The sequence below is a fragment of the Sulfitobacter sp. G21635-S1 genome (genome assembly GCF_027213915.1).
GTDB lineage: Bacteria > Pseudomonadota > Alphaproteobacteria > Rhodobacterales > Rhodobacteraceae > Sulfitobacter.
In genome coordinates, this window is the sequence record NZ_JAPWGV010000002.1 from 125,614 (window position 1) to 139,029 (window position 13,416).

Genomic DNA, 13,416 nt, shown 5'->3' on the forward strand with positions numbered 1-13,416 from the left:
CTCAGGCTGCTTCAGCAGCCAGTTTTTCGGCTTTCGCCTTCACTTCTTCAATGCCGCCTACCATGTAGAACGCACCTTCCGGCAGGTGGTCATATTCACCGGCCACAACCGCCTTGAAGGACGCAATGGTGTCTTCCAGCGGCACCTGCACACCGTCGGACCCGGTAAAGACCTTGGCCACGTCGAAAGGCTGGCTCAGGAAACGTTCGAGTTTACGGGCGCGGGCAACGGTCATCTTGTCGTCTTCGGACAGTTCGTCCATCCCGAGGATCGCGATGATGTCCTGAAGCGACTTGTAGCGCTGCAGGATCTGCTGCACGTCGGTCGCAACCTTGTAGTGTTCCTGACCGATGATCTGCGGATCCAGCAGGCGCGAGGTGGAACCCAGCGGGTCCACAGCCGGATAGATACCCTTTTCAGAGATCGCACGGTCCAGAACGGTTGTCGCGTCAAGGTGCGCAAAGGATGTCGCTGGCGCGGGGTCGGTCAAGTCATCCGCAGGCACGTAAACGGCCTGAACGGAGGTGATCGAACCGTTCTTGGTCGAGGAGATGCGTTCCTGCATCTGGCCCATGTCGGTCGCCAGCGTCGGCTGGTAACCCACCGCCGAAGGAATACGGCCGAGCAGAGCCGAAACCTCGGAGCCCGCCTGCGTGAAGCGGAAGATGTTGTCGACGAAGAACAGAACGTCGGAACCGGATTCGTCGCGGAACTGTTCGGCCAGGGTCAGGCCGGACAGGGCAACACGCATACGCGCACCGGGAGGCTCGTTCATCTGACCGTAGACCAGCGCAATCTTGGATTCCTGCAGGTTGTCAGGGACGATAACGCCGGATTCGATCATCTCGTGGTACAGGTCGTTGCCCTCACGGGTACGTTCGCCCACGCCCGCGAAAACGGACAGGCCCGAGTGCACCTTGGCGATGTTGTTGATCAGTTCCATGATCAGAACCGTCTTGCCCACGCCGGCACCGCCGAACAGACCGATTTTACCACCCTTGGTGTAGGGGGCCAGCAGGTCGATCACCTTGATGCCTGTGGTCAGGATTTCGGTTTCGGTGGACTGCGCGTCAAACGAGGGCGCTTCGCCGTGGATGGCGCGGGTCTCGTCGGTTTCGACCGGGCCCTTTTCGTCAACCGGCGCGCCGGTCACGTTCAGGATGCGGCCCAGTGTGGCCTTGCCGACGGGCACCTGGATGGGGGCGCCGGTGTCGGTGACCTTGCCGCCGCGCACGAGGCCTTCGGTGGCGTCCATCGCGATGGTCCGCACGGTGTTTTCGCCCAGGTGTTGCGCCACTTCGAGAACCAGCGTCTTGCCCTGGTTTTCGGTGTGAAGGGCGTTCAGGATCTCGGGCAGGTTGTCTTCGAACTGCACGTCAACGACGGCGCCGATGACCTGAGTAATTTTGCCGACTGCTTGTGCCATGTCGTTTCTCCGATATTGCTTACAGCGCTTCCGCGCCGGAAATGATTTCGATCAGCTCGTTCGTGATGACGGCCTGACGGGAACGGTTGTATTCGATTGTCAGGTCTTCGATCATCTCGCCCGCGTTGCGTGTGGCGTTGTCCATGGCGGACATGCGCGCGCCCTGTTCAGAGGCCGCATTCTCCAGCAGACCCGAGAAGATCGCCGTGGCGACACCGCGCGGCAGAAGATCGGCCAGAATGGCCTCTTCGCTCGGCTCGTAATCAAACAGGGTGCTGGCACTGTCGGCCTCGCCCTCTTCGAAAGTCGCCGGGATGATCTGCCTGGCCTGCGGAACCTGGCTGACCACGTTCACGAATTCCGCAAAGAACAACGTGGCGACATCGAATTCGCCCGCGTCGAACCGGTTCAGAACGTCCTTGGCAATGCCCTGTGCATCGGCGTAGCTCAGGCGCTTCACCTCCGACAGATCGACATGGCCGACCAGGTGTTTGCCAAAGTCGCGGCGCAGCTGGTCACGGCCCTTTTTACCGACGGTGAGGATTTTCACCTCTTTGCCGGCGCCGAGCAGCTTTTGCGCGTGTACCTTGGCCTTCTTCACGATGTTCGTGTTGAAACCGCCGCACAGCCCCCGCTCTGACGTCATGACGATCAGCAGGTTCACCTTGTCCGACCCGGTGCCTGTCAGCAGCTTGGGAGCGCTGTCGCTGTCGCCGACCGAAGCCGCCAGCCCCGCCATCACGGCATTGAACCGTTCGGCATAGGGGCGTGACATTTCGGCAGCCTCCTGCGCGCGGCGAAGTTTCGCCGCGGCAACCATTTGCATGGCCTTGGTGATCTTGCGGGTCGATTTGACCGACGAGATCCTGTTTTTAAGGTCCTTGAGATTTGCCATTGGCTTATCTCTCCTTAAGCGAAGTCTGCGGCGTAAGCGTCGAGCGCAGCTTTGATCTTGTCTTCCAGCTCGTCTTTCACCTTGCGGTCATTGTTGGTGATGTCCTTGAGCAGATCGGCGTTCTTGGAACGCAGGTGCGACAGGAGCCCCTGTTCCCAGCGACCAACTTCGGTGACTTCCAGCTTGTCGAGGTAGCCATGTGTACCGGCGTAGATGACGCAAACGATTTCCGCGTTCGACAGCGGCGAATACTGCGGTTGCTTCATCAGCTCGGTCAGACGCGCACCGCGGTTCAGCAGGCGCTGGGTGGCGGCATCGAGGTCGGAACCGAACTGCGCAAAGGCAGCCATTTCGCGGTACTGAGCCAGCGACAGTTTCACCGGACCTGCAACCGAGGACATCGCCTTGGTCTGGGCCGAGGACCCAACGCGCGACACCGACAGACCGGTGTTCACGGCGGGGCGGATGCCCTGGTAGAACAATTCGGTTTCCAGGAAGATCTGGCCGTCGGTGATCGAGATCACGTTGGTCGGAATAAAGGCCGACACGTCGCCGCCCTGGGTTTCGATGATCGGCAGCGCCGTCAGCGAGCCGTTGCCAGCGTCGTCGCCCAGCTTGGCCGAACGCTCCAGCAGACGGGAGTGCAGGTAGAAAACGTCGCCCGGATAAGCTTCACGGCCCGGCGGGCGGCGCAGCAGCAAGGACATCTGGCGGTAGGACACAGCCTGTTTGGACAGGTCATCATAGACGATCAGGGCGTGACGGCCGTTGTCGCGGAAGAATTCCGCCATCGCGGTCGCGGCATAGGGTGCCAGGAACTGCATCGGCGCAGGCTCGGACGCGGTTGCGGCAACAACGATGGAATAGGCCATCGCGCCGGTGTCTTCGAGCTTTTTGACCAGCTGGGCCACGGTGGACCGCTTTTGACCAATCGCAACGTAGACGCAGTACATCTTCTTGCTTTCGTCGCCCTCTGCGGCGTCGTTGACCTGCTGCTGGTTCAGCATCGCGTCAAGCGCGACGGCGGTCTTACCGGTCTGACGGTCACCGATGATCAGTTCACGCTGGCCACGGCCAATCGGGATCATGGAGTCAACGGCCTTGAGGCCGGTTGCCATCGGTTCATGCACCGATTTACGCGGGATGATGCCCGGCGCCTTCACATCGGCAACGCCGCGCTGCTTGGCGTTGATCGGACCCTTGCCGTCGATCGGGTTACCCAGACCGTCCACAACCCGGCCCAGCAGTTCGTTGCCAATCGGCACGTCCACGATGGAGTTGGTCCGCTTGACGGTGTCGCCTTCCTTGATGTCCCGGTCGGAACCGAAGATCACGACGCCGACGTTGTCGGATTCAAGGTTCAGGGCCATGCCCTGAATGCCGCCGGGGAATTCAACCATCTCACCGGCCTGAACATTGTCCAGCCCGTAGACGCGCGCAATACCGTCACCGACGGACAGCACACGACCGACTTCGGCAACCTCGGCCTCTTGGCCGAAATTCTTGATCTGGTCCTTCAGGATTGCAGAAATCTCTGCGGCTTGGATACCCATTTATCCGACCTCTTTCATTACGTTCTGGAGGGAATTGAGCTTAGAGCGGATCGACGTGTCGATCATCTTGGAGCCCACTTTGACGATAAGACCGCCGATGAGGCTCTCATCAACGGTCGATTGAAGTGTTACGGCTTTGCCGGTGTTCGCGGTCAGCGATTTTGCCAGCTTGTCAGATTGCGTCTTTGTCAGCGCCTTGGCGGAGGTCACCTCGACAGTGACTTCACCCTTGTCCTCGGCGATCTGGGCGCGCAGCGTCTTGACCAGCTGGGGCAGGACGAACAAACGTCGCTTTGTCGCCATCAGCGCCAGCGTGTTGGTCATGATCGGGGACAGTTTCATCTTCTTGGCAATTGCGGAAATCGCAGCGCCCTGCTGGTCACGGGTATAGACCGGCGAATGGATCAGGTTGCGGAAATCTTCGCTGTCATTCAGCGCGTCGCTCAACGCGTCCAGGTCGGCTTCGATGCCTTTGACCTTTTTGCCATCCTTGGCCAGATCATAGACCGCCGAGGCGTAGCGCTGTGCGATACCGGTGGAAATCGAAGCTGTTTCGGACACGTCCATCCTCTCAAAAATCTGTCCGGATATGCGAAAGAAGTCGCGTCACCGGTTCGTTGGCGCGGCTTGAATAGGCTCAAGACGTCTAAATCAGGTGCCATGTAGCAGAGCACTTCCCTGCCCGCAACACAGTATAGTGCGGCTTTATGACCTGCATATCCCTTTATTTAGGACACGGATAGCACTCTGCGTTTTTTTGCGGGTCGCGCCCTGGTCGTTTGTTCAAACCATGGGCGGGGCGGCGAATCTCCTTGCAGCCTCCGGGGTGTGGCCCGGCGCTGCGACCCCATGATGAGCCGGGTTCGCGATAGTCCGCACTGATCTGCAGCAATTGTTTCATCGGGGGCAACGACTTGCCCGGTTTTTGGCCAGGCATTTGACAGAGGGTCGCTTATCGGTTGCCATGCTCTCTCCTGTTTTGTTTTAGGGGATTCCCATGCTTGGTCTCACACTTCTGCCGCTGCTCGGTGTTGGCCTTTTGCTGATGGCTTTGAACAATGACGACGACACGGTGGACACGCCCGATCCGGACCCTTCCGACGATGTGGTCAATGGCACGGAGGGTGACGACATTTTGTCGGCCGTTGGCTCGGAAACCGTAAACGCGGGCGAAGGCAACGACAGCCTGACCGCCACCGACACGTCTGATGGGGCCGTTCTGAACGGCGATGACGGGCGCGACGACCTGCGCGCGGGTGGCAACGCGCCGACCCTGAACGGCGGCGAAGGCAACGACAGTCTGTACAACGACGATGCCGTGGACGCGGTGCTGAACGGCGACGGCGGGGATGACTTCTTTGGCCTGCAAACCGACCAGGACCTCGAAGCGAACGGCGGCACCGGCGACGACAGTTTCGAAGCCTTCATCGAAGGCGGTGACCTGCGCCTGAACGGCGGCGACGGCAATGACGATTTCTACGTCGGCGGCGAGGGCGGCACCATTCACGGCAACGCAGGTGACGACGTGATTTACAGCGAATCCGCCGGGGCCGAGGTCTTTGGCGACGCGGGAGATGACGATATCGGGGTGCGTGTGGTGCTTGATGACGGAGCCGCAGCCGCAGCCAGCACCCTTTCCGGCGGTGACGGGTCCGACAGTTTCACCATCGACCTGTTCGACGCGGCGCATCCGGGCGCAACGGATGCCGCCGACCTGGGCATCGTGGCCCATATCTCCGACTTTGATCCGCAGGAGGACAGTCTGGTCCTTGATCTGCGCGAAACCGGCAGTCAGGTGACCACAATATCGACAGAACCTGCGGCGGATGGCTCCTATCTGGATGTCACTGTCGAGGTGGCCCCTTCTGCCACCGCGTCAGCGCAGACCTTTACCGTTCGCATGACGGGTGTGACCGCGCTGGAGGCCGATCAGATCGTGATCCGCGAACCCGATCCCGATCCGGTGGCGGCATAGGCTTTTCCGGCAGGCTAAGGTCAGACCCCTAGGTCCGGGCGCTGCTCACGGCGGGCTCGGTGAGCCCGTCCAGCACGCTGATGCGCTTGCGGTTCCTTTGCGTCCGGCCCTTGGGCGGATAGACCAGCTTTGTGGCCTCAACCATGAATGCGCCCCCGGCAAAGATGGTCGGCACGTGCCGACCGATCCGTTCGAACAGGCCGGAGGATTTCATCCAGATACGTTGCTGCGAGGGGATCTGGTAAAGCGCGCCGACCTGGCGCTCAGGCAGAAACTGATGCTTGCGCAGCTGCGCGTCGAGCTGCCCCGGCGAATAGGGTCGCCCATACCCGAAAGGCGTCCGGTCCCGCCGCGCCCAAAGCCCGGCGCGGTTCGGCACGATGAATAGCGCCTTGCCCCCCGGCCCCAGCACCCGCCAGCATTCCTCCAGCAAGTCCGAGGGCCGCTCTGACGTTTCCAGTCCGTGCAGCAACACCAGCTTGTCCACATGCCCGGTCTCGATCGGCCAGAGCGTTTCCTCGGTCAATACGGAGGTATTCGGCATGCCCGCAGGCCAGGGCATCACCCCCTGCGGTCCTGGCATCAGCGTCATCACCCGTCGCGCATCGCTCAGGTAGGGGCGCAGCAGCGGCGCGGCAAAGCCGAAGCCCACCACGGTCTGGCCCTTGGCCTCCGGCCACAGCCCCAGCATCCGGGTGCGCAGGGATTTCTGCGCCGCACGCCCCAACGTGCTGCGGTAGTAGAAATTACGCAGGTCCTGAACATCAAGATGCATTGCAGCCCATCGTCGTGAATGTCACTCTGGCCCTGACCTTACCAACAGGAGAGAGGAATACACCATGCCCTTTGATCTGATTACAATTCCCTGCCTGTCCGACAACTATGCATACCTGCTGCATGACGAAGCCACCGGCGAGACTGCCTGCATCGACGTGCCCGAAGCAGGCCCGATCAAGGCGGCGCTTGAGGATCACGGCTGGACCCTGTCGCAGGTGTGGCTGACGCACCATCACTGGGACCACGTCGATGGGCTTGCCGACCTGCTGGCGGATCACCACGCCTCTGTCGTGGGTGCGGCGGCCGACGCCCACCGGATGCCGGAGCTCAATGTCCCGGTAAAGGAAGGCGATACCGTCAAGCTGGGCAGCCTCACCGCGCATATCCTGGATGTATCGGGCCACACGGTTGGCCATATTGCCTTTTATGTGCCGGGTGCCAGCGCCGCCTTTACTGCCGACAGCCTGATGGCGCTTGGCTGTGGCCGCCTGTTTGAAGGAACGCCCCCGCAAATGTGGGATTCCATGCAGAAACTGATGAAACTGCCCGGCGATACGACCATCTGTTCAGGGCATGAATACACCGCATCCAACGCAAAATTTGCGCTGACTGTTGATCCGCAGAATGACGCTCTTATATCAAGGGCCAAGGCCGTTGAGGACGCCCGTGCCAAGGGTCAGCCAACGGTACCATCGCAACTCTCAACCGAACTCCAAACCAATCCCTTCCTGCGCCCCGCCGACCCCGGCATTCGCGCGAACCTGGGGATGCCAGACGCTTCGGACAGCGACGTCTTTGCCGAAATTCGCAAGCGCAAGGACAATTTCTGATCGGGCGCGCCGCTGCGTTGCATGTGCAATGCCCTGGACCGCTCCGATCCGTCAGCAAACCTGCCGCATCTGACGCCAAAACAACGCTATCACGGTCTTTGTGAAGAGAATTTTCAAGAAAATGCTTGAAGCCGGGCCATGATCAACCAAACTCTAATACTATGAGGCCATGGTCGGACCGGGGCCCTGTTATTCCACAGCCCCCTGCCGACCCCGATCGAAAAGGAGCACCTCGTGCCTTCATTCTCGAATACGCTTGAGCAAGCAATTCATGCAGCGCTGGCCCTGGCCAATGCCCGCCGCCACGAATTCGCGACTCTGGAACACCTTTTGCTGGCCCTGATCGACGAACCCGATGCCGTCCAGGTGATGAAGGCATGTTCAGTCGATGTTTCCGAACTGCGCGACACGCTGGTCGAATTCGTGGACGAGGACCTGAGCAACCTTGTCACCGATGTCGACGGTTCCGAAGCCGTGCCGACAGCCGCCTTCCAGCGCGTGATCCAGCGTGCCGCAATCCATGTCCAGTCGTCCGGCCGGACCGAGGTGACGGGCGCGAATGTGCTGGTCGCCATCTTTGCGGAACGTGAATCAAACGCCGCCTATTTCCTGCAGGAGCAGGACATGACCCGCTACGACGCGGTCAACTACATCGCGCATGGCGTGGCCAAGGACCCCGCCTATGGCGAGCAGCGCCCGGTGGCCGGCGCGCCGGAGCATGAGGAAGAACCCCAGGGCGTGACCGAGGGCGACAAGAAGGAATCCGCACTCGCCAAGTATTGCGTGGACCTCAACGCCAAGTCGCGTGAGGGCGACATCGACCCGCTGATTGGCCGCGAGGCCGAAGTGGAGCGTTGCATTCAGGTGCTGTGCCGCCGCCGCAAGAACAACCCGCTTCTGGTGGGCGACCCCGGTGTGGGCAAGACCGCCATCGCCGAAGGGCTCGCGCGCAAGATCGTCGCTGGCGAGACGCCGGAAGTGCTCTCCAAGACCACCATCTATTCGCTCGACATGGGCGCGTTGCTGGCCGGAACCCGGTATCGCGGCGATTTCGAGGAACGGTTGAAAGCCGTGGTTTCGGAACTTGAGGCGCATAAGGACGCCGTCCTTTTCATCGACGAGATTCACACCGTGATCGGTGCGGGCGCGACCTCGGGCGGTGCGATGGATGCCTCCAACCTGCTGAAGCCCGCGCTTCAGGGGGGCAAGCTGCGCACCATGGGCTCCACCACCTACAAGGAGTTCCGCCAGCACTTCGAAAAGGACCGCGCGCTGAGCCGCCGGTTCCAGAAGATCGACGTGAACGAACCTTCGGTCGATGACGCGGTGAAGATCCTGCGGGGCCTGAAACCCTATTTCGAGGATCACCACTCGGTCAAATATACCTCCGACGCGATCAAGACGTCGGTGGAACTGGCACACCGCTATATCAACGACCGCAAGCTGCCGGATTCGGCCATCGACGTCATTGATGAGGCCGGTGCAGCCCAGCATCTGGTCGCTGCCTCCAAGCGCCGCAAGACCATCGGCACCAAGGAGGTCGAAGCCGTCGTGGCCAAGATCGCCCGCATCCCGCCCAAGAACGTATCCAAGGACGATGTTGTGGTGCTGAAGGATCTGGAAGCCTCGCTCAAACGCGTGGTCTTTGGCCAGGACAAGGCGATCGAGGCGCTGTCCTCTGCCATCAAGCTGGCCCGTGCGGGCCTGCGCGAACCAGAAAAGCCCATCGGCAACTATCTCTTTGCCGGGCCGACCGGTGTCGGCAAGACCGAGGTGGCCAAACAGCTGGCGGATACGCTGGGCGTGGAACTGCTGCGCTTCGACATGTCGGAATACATGGAGAAACACGCGGTCTCCCGCCTGATCGGCGCGCCTCCGGGCTATGTCGGCTTTGACCAGGGCGGCATGCTGACCGATGGTGTCGACCAGCACCCGCATTGCGTGCTGCTGCTGGACGAGATGGAAAAGGCGCACCCGGATGTCTACAACATCCTGTTGCAGGTGATGGACCACGGCAAGCTGACCGACCACAACGGCCGGACGGTGGATTTCCGTAATGTGGTGCTGATCATGACCTCGAACGCGGGTGCCGCTGAACAGGCCAAGGAAGCCATCGGATTTGGCCGCGACCGCCGCACAGGCGAGGATACGGCGGCAATCGAACGCACCTTCACGCCGGAATTCCGCAACCGTCTGGATGCGGTGATCAGCTTTGCACCGCTGCCCAAGGAGGTGATCCTGCGTGTGGTCGAGAAGTTCGTGCTGCAGCTTGAGGCACAGCTGATGGACCGCAACGTGACCATCGAGCTCAGCAAGAAGGCCGCCGAATGGCTGGCCGACAAGGGCTATGACGACAAGATGGGTGCGCGCCCGTTGGGCCGCGTGATCCAGGAACACATCAAGAAGCCGCTGGCTGAAGAACTGCTGTTCGGCAAGCTGGCCAAGGGTGGTGTCGTCAAGGTCGGCGTCAAGAAGGACGAACTGACGATCGAGGTTCTGGGGCTGGAAAACAAGCGTCTTTCGGGCAACAAGCCCCCGCTTCTGACCGCCGAGTGACAGGCACGACGATCTAGTCAAAAGGCGCCCTGCGGGGCGCCTTTTTCATTTCCGGTTGTTGGAATCGAAGAACCGTGGGATGCTTGGGTGCCGAAAAGAGGCCCCGATCGGACAGGTCATCCGATACCGCCCCATCCGGGCGGGCCTTGTTGAAAAGACGCACCCACGGCACCTGACCCCGCAACGGCGGGCAGGTGCCCAATTGCGAGGTGCTTTGCCTGCCTTCTTCGAAAGGCACGACCATGAAACCTGAAACCCGTATCGCGATCCTGACTGGCGCGATGATGTCCTTTGTCATGTCCCTCTTTTTCTCTGGGTTCTTCACCCTGCTGGCACTTGGCCCCGGTGCCGCATGGCTCGCGGCCTGGCTGCGCGGGCTGGCTATCGGCTGGCCCCTTGGCTTCCTGCTGGCTGCACTGACCGGCCCGGTGATACGCCGCCTTGCGCTCTACATTGCGCTGCCGCGGCGCTGAGTACGTGACAAGCGGTGCGCGCGGTCTATGCTGAGCGAAACAACCATCCGAGGACCGCGCGCGCCGTGACCCCTGCATTCTTCCGCACCATTCTTTCTGCAATTGCCCTTGCCTTGCCAGCCACGGCACAGGAGCCGAGGCTGGTGCCTCCAATCGACTGCGACCTCACCCGCTCCTGCTACATCCAGCAATATATGGACCGCGATCCCGGCCCCGGCGCCACGGATTTCACCTGCGCGGGCCTGACCTATGATGGTCACAAGGGAACCGATTTCGCCCTGCCCACCCTGGCGGATATGGCTTCGGGCGTCGATGTGCGCGCTGCTGCACCCGGCGTCGTGGCGGGCGTTCGCGACGGGATGGATGACCTTGGTTATACGCCCGAACGCCGCGCCGAACTTGCAGGGCGCGAATGCGGCAACGGGGTGCTGATCCGGCATGAGGGGGGCTGGCAGACCCAGTATTGCCACCTCAAACAGGGCAGTGTCGCCGTCAGCCAGAACCAGACCGTCGAAACCGGCACCGTCCTGGGGCAGATCGGCCAGTCCGGCAATGCCGCCTTTCCACATGTGCATCTTTCGGTGCGCGATCCCGATGGCGCTTCGGTTGATCCCTTCGATCCGGATGGCACGCTGAGCTGTGACACGCCCGGCGACAGCACGCTCTGGGCCGACCCGCCCGCCTACCGCCCCGGCGGGCTGCTGAATCTTGGGTTCTCGGACGCGGTCCCCGACTATCAAAAGGTCAAAGCAGGAGAGGCCACCTCGGACAGCCTGCCCGTGGACGCCCCGGCGCTGGTGGTTTTCGCCTATTTCTTTGGCCCGCGCGCGGGCGATATCCTGCAGCTGGAGATGACCGGCCCCGCCGGACAGGTCATCGCGGACGAGATCACGCTGAGCAAGACCCAGGCCAAGGCATTCCGGGCAATCGGCAAACGGCGCAGCAGCGCGCTCTGGCCTGCCGGGCGTTATACCGGCACAGCGGTGCTGCTCCGGGACGGCGCGCCAGTGGACCGCATGACTGCGGAGATTTCCCTGCGCTGATCGGCTCCGGGTTACTTCTCGGTGAATTTCAGCTCGATCCGGCGGTTCTGCGCGCGGGCTTCCTCGCTGTCGCCGGTGGCGACAGGCTGATACTGGCCAAAGCCGTTCGCAGCCAGCCGGTCGGGCGGGATTCCCTGAGCGCTGATCATGTATTTCACCACCGAAAGCGCCCGCGCCTGAGACAATTCCCAGTTGTCGGCGAATTCGCCCAGGCCGGAGAGCGGCACGTTGTCGGTGTGGCCGTCCACCCGGATCACCCAGTTGATCTCGGACGGGATGTCGCCCGCGATGGCGCGCAGGATGCCCGCCACCTTGGCAATCTCCCGTTCACCGTCGGGCGACAACACCGCCCCGCCGGGCGGAAACAGCACCTCTGAGGAAAAGACGAAGCGGTCCCCTTCGATCCGTACCCCCTCCTGCGCACCCAGCAGGTTCCGCAGGCGGCCGAAGAATTCGGAGCGGTATTGTTCAAGATCCTTGGTCTGCGCCTCAAGCCGCGCGCGCTCTGCCGCTTCCAGCTCGGCACGGCGGCGCTGCTCTGCCGCGACGCGGGCCAGGGCGGTGTTCAGTTCGGACCCAAGCGATTGCAGTTCCACCGATTGCGCCGCATCCCGCGCCACCGCATCGTCCAGCAAGGCCTGAAGGTCGCCCAATTGCTGGCGCAGGGCCGCAACCTGCTGGTTCAGCAATTCCGTCTGCCGCTGGGCCGCAGCACTTGTGGCTTCTTCCTCGGCCAGTGCCGAGCGCGCCGCCGCAAGCAGCGCCGCGCGTTTTTCCGCCTCGCTTGTTGTATCCTCGGCCAGGGTTTCCGCCGCCAGCTTTGCCGCCAACGCCTGTGCCAGTTGTGCGCGCAGGTCGTCGCGCTCTTCCGTCAGCTCTGCACTTGTTTCATCAAGACGCCCGCGCAGCGCTTCGATTTCCGCACGCAGGCGCGCGGCGTTCTCCTGCGCGTCCTCGCCTTCGGAAATTGATTTTTCTGCCTCCTGCAAACGGAGCAGGGTCTGCGACAGACGGCTGTCCAGATCCGCCTCCGCCGCCCTTGCCGCGGCCAGCAGGGTCAGGGTTTTCTCCGCCTCCCGGCGTTGCTGCTCCAGTGCCAGGGTCATCGCCGTCAGTTCCGCATCCGCATTTTCCAGACGGTTGCGCAGCATTTCCGCTGCTGCCGCTTCGGCCAGCCGCGCGGCCTCTTCCTCGCTCAGTGCTGCCTCGGTCTCGGCAACCTGTTGTGTCAGGTCGGCCACCTGGCCCTCGGCCTCCGCGTTGCGCGCCCGCAGGTCCGCGACCAGGGCATCCAGCGCCTCGCGGCGGGAGGCAGCAAGGCGCGCGGCTTCGGCCTGGGCATCCACCTCATTGCGCGCGCTGGCCAGCGCGAGGTTCAGCGCCTCCTGTTCGCTCAGCAATTGCGCCTGACGTTCCTGCAAGCTGGCCTGCGAATCCTCCAGTGTCGCCACCTGACCCAGCGCAGTGTCGCGTGCAGCGATCAGGGCGGCGACCTGCGCCTCGAACCCGGTAATCCGGGTCTGCGCAGCTTTCAGTGCAGTTGCCTGGCTGTCGCGCTCGCTTGTCAGGGATGCGATCAGGGCGGCCTGCTGGTTGACCTGTTCCTGCGCATCATTCAGCGTTGCGTTAAGCGCGCCCAGACGCGCCTCAAGCTGCGCGTTGGAACGTTCCTCCACCCCCAGCGCGCGGGCCAGGGCGGCAACCTCACCCGAAAGCTGGTCCAACTCGCTTTCCTGACCGGTGATCCGTTCGGTCAGGACATATTGCACCACCATGAAGATGGTCAGCACGAACATCAGAACCAGCAAGAGACCGGTCATCGCATCCACGAAGCCGGGCCAGATCGACCCCTGGAAGCGCGTTCCTGTCCGCCGGGACAAAGCCATGG

At 62.2% G+C, this 13,416-nt stretch carries 11 protein-coding genes; 5 read left to right on the forward strand and 6 right to left on the reverse strand.

Annotated features, from left to right (window positions below; translation table 11 throughout):
- Position 1 precedes the first annotated feature (1 nt).
- Genes atpD through O4H53_RS02890 form a run of 4 tightly spaced genes read right to left on the reverse strand, consistent with a single transcriptional unit; the run spans position 2 to position 4,435 of the window.
- Complete coding sequence (gene atpD, locus O4H53_RS02875; protein WP_269361248.1) at positions 2–1,426, reverse strand: F0F1 ATP synthase subunit beta; 1,425 nt, start codon at positions 1,424–1,426, stop codon at positions 2–4.
- Between the two features lie 19 nt (positions 1,427–1,445).
- Positions 1,446–2,321, reverse strand: a complete 876-nt coding sequence (locus O4H53_RS02880) for a F0F1 ATP synthase subunit gamma (RefSeq protein ID WP_114275176.1) — start codon at positions 2,319–2,321, stop codon at positions 1,446–1,448.
- A 14-nt stretch (positions 2,322–2,335) separates the two neighbouring features.
- Positions 2,336–3,874, reverse strand: coding sequence for a F0F1 ATP synthase subunit alpha (gene atpA, locus O4H53_RS02885; protein WP_269361251.1), 1,539 nt, complete (start codon positions 3,872–3,874; stop codon positions 2,336–2,338).
- Complete coding sequence (locus tag O4H53_RS02890; protein WP_269361252.1) at positions 3,875–4,435, reverse strand: F0F1 ATP synthase subunit delta; 561 nt, start codon at positions 4,433–4,435, stop codon at positions 3,875–3,877. It abuts the gene before it with no gap.
- 436 nt (positions 4,436–4,871) lie between these two features.
- Here O4H53_RS02890 and O4H53_RS02895 point away from each other — a divergent pair, with 436 nt between their 5' ends.
- Positions 4,872–5,849 (forward strand): calcium-binding protein, encoded by a 978-nt coding sequence (locus O4H53_RS02895; protein ID WP_269361254.1) that lies wholly within the window; start codon positions 4,872–4,874, stop codon positions 5,847–5,849.
- A gap of 28 nt (positions 5,850–5,877) precedes the next feature.
- Here O4H53_RS02895 and O4H53_RS02900 read toward each other — a convergent pair whose 3' ends face one another.
- Positions 5,878–6,624: a methyltransferase domain-containing protein gene (locus O4H53_RS02900; RefSeq protein WP_269361256.1), complete on the reverse strand. Its 747-nt coding sequence runs from the start codon at positions 6,622–6,624 to the stop codon at positions 5,878–5,880.
- Between the two features lie 64 nt (positions 6,625–6,688).
- On the opposite strand from O4H53_RS02900, the gene gloB reads away from it, so the two are divergent.
- The 4 genes from gloB to O4H53_RS02920 all read left to right on the forward strand — a co-directional run bounded on the left by gloB (position 6,689) and on the right by O4H53_RS02920 (position 11,528).
- Positions 6,689–7,456 carry a hydroxyacylglutathione hydrolase gene (gene gloB / locus O4H53_RS02905; RefSeq protein WP_269361258.1) on the forward strand — a complete coding sequence of 256 codons (768 nt, stop codon included), beginning with the start codon at positions 6,689–6,691 and terminating at the stop codon, positions 7,454–7,456.
- Between the two features lie 234 nt (positions 7,457–7,690).
- On the forward strand, positions 7,691–10,012 hold the full coding sequence (clpA, locus tag O4H53_RS02910) for an ATP-dependent Clp protease ATP-binding subunit ClpA (protein ID WP_269361259.1): 2,322 nt from the start codon (positions 7,691–7,693) through the stop codon (positions 10,010–10,012).
- A gap of 242 nt (positions 10,013–10,254) precedes the next feature.
- Positions 10,255–10,485 carry a DUF2798 domain-containing protein gene (locus tag O4H53_RS02915; protein WP_269361261.1) on the forward strand — a complete coding sequence of 77 codons (231 nt, stop codon included), beginning with the start codon at positions 10,255–10,257 and terminating at the stop codon, positions 10,483–10,485.
- 65 nt (positions 10,486–10,550) lie between these two features.
- A complete protein-coding gene (locus O4H53_RS02920) occupies positions 10,551–11,528 on the forward strand; it encodes a M23 family metallopeptidase (RefSeq protein WP_269361262.1) in 978 nt (325 codons plus the stop codon).
- Positions 11,529–11,539: 11 nt separating this feature from the next.
- Here O4H53_RS02920 and O4H53_RS02925 read toward each other — a convergent pair whose 3' ends face one another.
- Complete coding sequence (locus O4H53_RS02925; RefSeq protein ID WP_269361263.1) at positions 11,540–13,414, reverse strand: peptidoglycan -binding protein; 1,875 nt, start codon at positions 13,412–13,414, stop codon at positions 11,540–11,542.
- Between the last annotated feature and the right edge of the window lie 2 nt (positions 13,415–13,416).

Coding starts and splice junctions, on each gene's coding strand:
- O4H53_RS02900 (WP_269361256.1), bottom strand. CDS start 6,624: ATGCATCTTGATGTTCAGGACCTGCGTAATTTCTACTACCGCAGCACG.
- gloB (WP_269361258.1), top strand. CDS start 6,689: ATGCCCTTTGATCTGATTACAATTCCCTGCCTGTCCGACAACTATGCA.
- atpD (WP_269361248.1), bottom strand. CDS start 1,426: ATGGCACAAGCAGTCGGCAAAATTACTCAGGTCATCGGCGCCGTCGTT.
- O4H53_RS02880 (WP_114275176.1), bottom strand. CDS start 2,321: ATGGCAAATCTCAAGGACCTTAAAAACAGGATCTCGTCGGTCAAATCG.
- O4H53_RS02895 (WP_269361254.1), top strand. CDS start 4,872: ATGCTTGGTCTCACACTTCTGCCGCTGCTCGGTGTTGGCCTTTTGCTG.
- O4H53_RS02925 (WP_269361263.1), bottom strand. CDS start 13,414: ATGGCTTTGTCCCGGCGGACAGGAACGCGCTTCCAGGGGTCGATCTGG.
- O4H53_RS02915 (WP_269361261.1), top strand. CDS start 10,255: ATGAAACCTGAAACCCGTATCGCGATCCTGACTGGCGCGATGATGTCC.
- atpA (WP_269361251.1), bottom strand. CDS start 3,874: ATGGGTATCCAAGCCGCAGAGATTTCTGCAATCCTGAAGGACCAGATC.